General features: G+C 68.8%; 5 protein-coding genes. 2 read left to right on the top strand and 3 right to left on the bottom strand.

Going from position 1 to position 5,281, the window contains the following annotated elements; all coding sequences use genetic code 11:
- Positions 1-2,466: DEAD/DEAH box helicase (locus tag AC1DR7_RS19920; protein WP_478076643.1), on the bottom strand; the 2,466-nt coding region annotated here is incomplete at its 3' end.
- Between the two features lie 96 nt (positions 2,467-2,562).
- Positions 2,563-3,357, bottom strand: a complete 795-nt coding sequence (locus AC1DR7_RS19915) for an exodeoxyribonuclease III (RefSeq protein WP_457318206.1) — start codon at positions 3,355-3,357, stop codon at positions 2,563-2,565.
- Between the two features lie 99 nt (positions 3,358-3,456).
- On the opposite strand from AC1DR7_RS19915, the gene AC1DR7_RS19910 reads away from it, so the two are divergent.
- Complete coding sequence (locus tag AC1DR7_RS19910) at positions 3,457-4,200, top strand: SOS response-associated peptidase (protein ID WP_457318205.1); 744 nt, start codon at positions 3,457-3,459, stop codon at positions 4,198-4,200.
- A gap of 91 nt (positions 4,201-4,291) precedes the next feature.
- Positions 4,292-4,702, top strand: a complete 411-nt coding sequence (locus AC1DR7_RS19905; protein WP_256774405.1) for a response regulator transcription factor — start codon at positions 4,292-4,294, stop codon at positions 4,700-4,702.
- Between the two features lie 35 nt (positions 4,703-4,737).
- Here AC1DR7_RS19905 and AC1DR7_RS19900 read toward each other — a convergent pair whose 3' ends face one another.
- On the bottom strand, positions 4,738-5,277 hold the full coding sequence (locus AC1DR7_RS19900; RefSeq protein WP_478076644.1) for an oxidoreductase: 540 nt from the start codon (positions 5,275-5,277) through the stop codon (positions 4,738-4,740).
- Positions 5,278-5,281 lie beyond the last annotated feature (4 nt).

Below are 5,281 nucleotides of genomic sequence, written 5' to 3'. Positions count from 1 at the left end.
CAGCTCGCCGGCCCGCAGGCGCTGCTGCCACAGCGGCGAGCGCCGGCCCGGCGCGCGTCGCGGCAGCAGCAGCGCACGCGCCGCACACTCGCGGAAACGCGCGGCGAACAACGCCGAGCCGCCGACGGCGCGGGCCACCTCACTGCGCAGTTGTACGGGATCGAACAGGAACAGTTCCGCGCCCGGGAGGCGCCCGGTGGAATCGGGGATGCGCGCGATGATGCCGTCGTCGCTGGCCACCACCGCGGGATCCACGCCCCAGCGCTCGCGGATGCGCCCGGCCAGTGCCAATGCCCACGGATCGTGCACGCGCCGGCCATATGGCGAATGCAGCATCACCCGCCAGTCCCCGGATTCATCGCGACACCGTTCCACCACCAAGCGGCGGTCGGTGGGCAGCAGGCCGGTGGCAGCACGCTGTTGCCCGACCAGGCCCAGCATGTTGGCGATCGCATTGCTGGCCAGACCGCTGGCCTGCAACCGCGTGAGCAGCGCGGGCGCAATGTCCTTTTCGCCGGCGTTGGCATCCAGTGCCCCCAGGAATGCCCCCACCGCCGCGCCCAGTTCCGCTGGCCGTCCCACGCCTTCGCCGCGCCAGAACGGCAGCCGTGCCGAGCGACCCGGCGCGGGCGTCACCACCACCTGGTCATGGGTGATCTGTTCGATGCGCCAGGAAGTCGCGCCGAGGGTGATCACGTCGTTGACCCGCGATTCRTGGACCATTTCCTCGTCCAGCTCGCCGACGCGACGCGAGCCGGCGCGCTCTTCGCCTTCGGGCAGCATCACGCTGAACATGCCACGGTCGGGAATGGTGCCGCCGCTGGTGACCGCCAGCTGCTTGGCCCCGGGGCGCGCGCTCAGTTCGCCAGTCTCGCGGTTCCAGACCAGCCGCGGACGGAAGCCGGCGAAGTCGTCGGACGGATAGCGACCGGCGAGCATGTCCAGGGTCGCATCGAAGGCGCTGCGCGGCAGCGTGCGGTACGGCGCCGCGCGCCGCACGCTGGCATACCAGGCGTCCACGTCCAGCGTATCCATGGCAGCGGCGGCGACGGTTTGCTGCGCCAGTACATCCAGCGGATTGCGCGGCGTATCGACCGCTTCGATACGACCGGCCAGCATGCCTTCGATGGCCACGGTGGCGTCGATCAGGTCACGCCGCGTGCGCGGATACACCAGGCCGGTGGAGACGCCGCCCACCTGGTGGCTGGCACGCCCGACCCGCTGCAGGGCGCTGGCCACCGACGGCGGCGCGGCAACCTGGATGACCAGATCGACCAGGCCCATGTCGATGCCCAGCTCCAGACTGGAGGTGGCCACCACGCAGCGCAGTTCACCGGACTTCAACGCCTGCTCGATGTCACGGCGCTGTTCCTTGGATACCGACCCATGGTGCGAGCGCGCGATCAGCGGATCGGCGCCTGTCGAGCGGCCGCTGGTGCCGCCGTTGGAGGATGCGTAGTGGGCGGACAGTTGCGCGCCGTCCGCGGCGGTTGGCGGGTCGCGCTGCAAGGCAGGATCGCGCGCCATGCGTTCGGCATACAGCTCATTGAGCCGCGCCGTGAGCTTCTCGGCCACGCCGCGCGAGTTGGCGAACACGATGGTGGAGCGCCGTTGGAGGACCTGGTCGAGGATGCTGGCTTCCACATGCGGCCAGATCGAACCGACCCGGCCGGACGCTTCGTCGCCGGCACGTGCGGGGATGTCGGCCATGTCTTCGACCGGCACCACGATGCGCACGTCCAGCTGGCGGGTCGAGGGTGGGTTGACCACGGTGACGGGACGATCACCGCCGAGGAAGTCGGCGACCTGCTCCACCGGCCGCACGGTGGCCGACAGCCCGATACGCTGCGCCGCTTCCGGCAGAAGCGCGTCCAGGCGTTCCAGGCTCAGGGCCAGGTGGGTGCCGCGCTTGGTGCCGGCCACCGCGTGGATTTCATCGATGATCACGGTATGCACGGTGCGCAGCGTTTCCCGCGCCTTGGAGGTCAGCATCAGGAACAGCGATTCCGGCGTGGTGATCAGGATGTCCGGAGGACGACGCACGAGTCTGGCGCGGTCGGTGGCCGGGGTGTCGCCGCTGCGGATGCCGACCGAAAGCGTCAGCGCCGGATCGCCGCGCCGCTCGCGTTCGGCATTGACGCCCTGCAGGGGAATCTGCAGGTTGCGCTGCACGTCGGCGCCCAGCGCCTTGATCGGCGAGATATACAGCACGCGCGTTCCGGCGGGTGCGTCGTCGGGTGTGTGTTGGCGCTCACCGAACAGCTGGTCGATGGCGTGCAGGAAGGCAGCCAGTGTCTTGCCCGAGCCGGTCGGTGCGATCACCAGCGTATGCGCGCCCGCGCCGATCGCCGCCCATGCGTGCGTCTGCACCGGCGTGGGCGCATCGAACGCGGCGGCGAACCAGGCGCGCGTGGCAGGCGCGAACGCATCCAGTGAGCGCGCTGCAGGTGGCGGAGAGCTGGGCATGATGCCTACTGTAACCACCCGCGCACGCGCAGCGCTGCATCGGCGAAACGACATCGCGTCAGGGTCATCGCCGCCTGCACCGCAGCAACCGCTGCGTCATGGCGCCTTGACCACCACCCAGGTGGGTGCGTGGTCGCTGGCCTTGTCCTGCAGCCGCACCCAGCGGTCCACCCCCGCGTCCTGCAGGTGGGCGGCAAGGACAGCGTTGAGCAGCACGTGGTCGATGCGCAGCCCGCGATCGCGCTCGGCATGCTGGCGAAAGTAATCCCAGAATGTGTAGATGCGTTCGTCGGGATGACAGTGGCGCAACGCGTCGGTCCAGCCCTGGGCCAGCAGCCGCTCGAAGGCGGCGCGGGATTCCGGCTGGATCAACGCATCCTTGCGCCAGGATTTGGGGTCGTACACGTCGTCATCGGTGGGGATGACGTTGAAGTCGCCCAGAATCGCCACCGGGTGCGGCAGTGCGACCAGGGTGCTGGCATGTTTGATCAGTCGCTCCATCCAGCGCAGCTTGTAGTCGAATTTCGGCCCGGGCTGCGGGTTGCCGTTGGGCAGGTAGATGCCGGCAACCACGATGCCGTGCACGGCAGCCTCGATGTAGCGGCTCTGGGTGTCGGCCGGTTCGCCCGGCAGGCGACGCCGGCTCTCCACCGGGGTCACGCCCCGGCCCAACAGCGCGACCCCGTTCCAGCGGCTTTCGCCCAGCCAGATCGCGCCGTAGCCGGCGGCCTCCAGTTCGGCAGCGGGAAATGCGCTGTCCACCGCCTTGAGTTCCTGCAGCGCGACCACGTCCGGCGCCTCCCGCTCCAGCCACGCCAGCAACTGCGGCAACCGGTTGCCGATCCCATTGACGTTGTAAGTGGCCAGTTTGAGTGTCTTTCTGCGCGGCATCACGGACTCCTGTCGGCCATGCCGTGATTAGACGCCCAGCCACGTCAGCGGCGCGTCACACTGACCGGCGGCTCACAACGGCCGCCGTACCCTTTGGGCATGCGCCGCTTCGCCCAAGCCATTGCCGATGCCGATTCCCTGCCCCGCGGCCTTCCGGGCTCGCTGGCCACGGCGCTGGCCGACGCACCGGACCGCTACAACATCGGCAAGAACAGCGTGGCCACGGTCATCGCGCGTGATGGCGATGGCAGCATCGTCCCGGCCGACATGCGCTGGGGACTGATCCCGCGCTGGTCCAAGGAACCGGCCACGCCCTACACCACCGTGACCGCGCGACTGGACCGCGCCGCCAGGAGCCGTATCTTCGCCCAGGCCTGGCAGCAGCGGCCGTGCGTGATCGCCATGACCGGCTATTACAAGTGGGATCGCCAGCGCAAACCGCCGTGGCCGATGTTCGTGCAGCGCACGGACGGGCTGGCACTGCTGGCCGCGGGGCTGTGGGAGCACTGGGAACACCCCGATGGCGACCAGATCGACAGCTTCACCGTGCTGACCGCGCCCAATACCGCCATCCCCGCCCCGCTGACGCCGGACGGTCCGGTATTCATGGCCGGCGGCGTGGCCATGGACTGGCTGGCCGGCGCCCTGCCGACGGCGGCGGCGCTGCGCGCACGCTCCACCACGCCGCCACTGGAAGCCTATCCGGTGAGCCGCGCGTTCCGCGATCCCGGTCGCGACGACTACACGCTGCTGGAACCGGTCGACCCTGACGCGGATGCGGCCGACAAGGGGTCCAGCGCGTGGGACGGCGATGCACTGGATGAGGACGATCTGGAGGAATGACCCACGGGGATGTCAACGAAACCGTAATGCCAGTTGGCATCGCGTTGACACGCAAAGGAAGACGATCAACTGCCCAACCGATCCAAATGTCATGAACGGCAGTCCGAAATCCCCCGCATCCCGCAGCCTCATCCTGGTAGTGGAAGATGAGGCCCAGCTGTCCAAGCTGTTCGTCGAAGTGCTCACCGAAGCCGGTTATGAAGTGGTGCCGGCCGACTCGGTGACCGATGCCCTCAGCACGTTGTCCTACCAGCATTTCGATGCCGCAGTGCTGGATATCGAACTGCGCGATGGTCCGGTCTTCCCGGTCGCCGACAAACTCGCCGCGCTGGGCACGCCCTTCCTGTTCGCCTCGGCGGTCTATTTCCAGATGGTGCCCAAGCAACATCAGGGCACGCCGTTCGTCGGCAAGCCGTTCAACATCGAGGAACTGGTGGCGCGGGTTGAAGACGCCGTGCAACGCGGGCGCAGTGGGCCGCCGTTCGGCAAGGCGGCGGAGTAGACCCAGCAAGGCCTGCTTTCAGCGCGGCCCTCTGCTCAGTGTCCCAGCCGGTTGATGTCCGCACACTCCACCACTGCCGGCGGATGCGGCATCCGTGCCAGTTCGATCATCGCGCGCCCGAGGGTAGCGTTGCTGGTCATCAGCGACGGCGTGACCTGCGCGGCCAGCTTCATCAGCGGCCCGCCAAAGCGATACAGCGGCTTGAGCATCCCGTGACGCGTGCCGGTGCCGGCCACGGGGCGCACGCCGCCTGGACGCAGCATCACGGTGCGGATCGGCAGGCTGGCCAGTGCCCGCTCGGTTTCACCCTTGATCCGCAGCGGCATGAAGACGCTGTCCGGATTGGCGTGGGCCCCGGAGACGTAGAAGAAACGGCCCTGCGGATTGGCCGCCGCCCACGCCCGGGCCACGGCCAGGGTCGCCTCCAGGGTGACCGCCCGGTATTCCGGCTCAGGCGTGCCGATCGGCGGCGCGCCGGCACAGTAGAAACAGGCATCGAAGCCGGCGAGCTGATCGCCGATGGCGTCGGCGTGGAGGAAATCAGGCAGCACGATTTCCTCCACGCCGTCCGCCACCTGC

The sequence above is a fragment of the Stenotrophomonas sp. P5_A9 genome (assembly GCF_056400525.1).
The sequence above is the reverse complement of the archived record's forward strand: the minus strand, read 5'-3'. Positions and strand labels throughout refer to the sequence as shown.

Coding starts and splice junctions, on each gene's coding strand:
- AC1DR7_RS19915 (WP_457318206.1), bottom strand. CDS start 3,357: ATGCCGCGCAGAAAGACACTCAAACTGGCCACTTACAACGTCAATGGG.
- AC1DR7_RS19905 (WP_256774405.1), top strand. CDS start 4,292: ATGAACGGCAGTCCGAAATCCCCCGCATCCCGCAGCCTCATCCTGGTA.
- AC1DR7_RS19910 (WP_457318205.1), top strand. CDS start 3,457: ATGCGCCGCTTCGCCCAAGCCATTGCCGATGCCGATTCCCTGCCCCGC.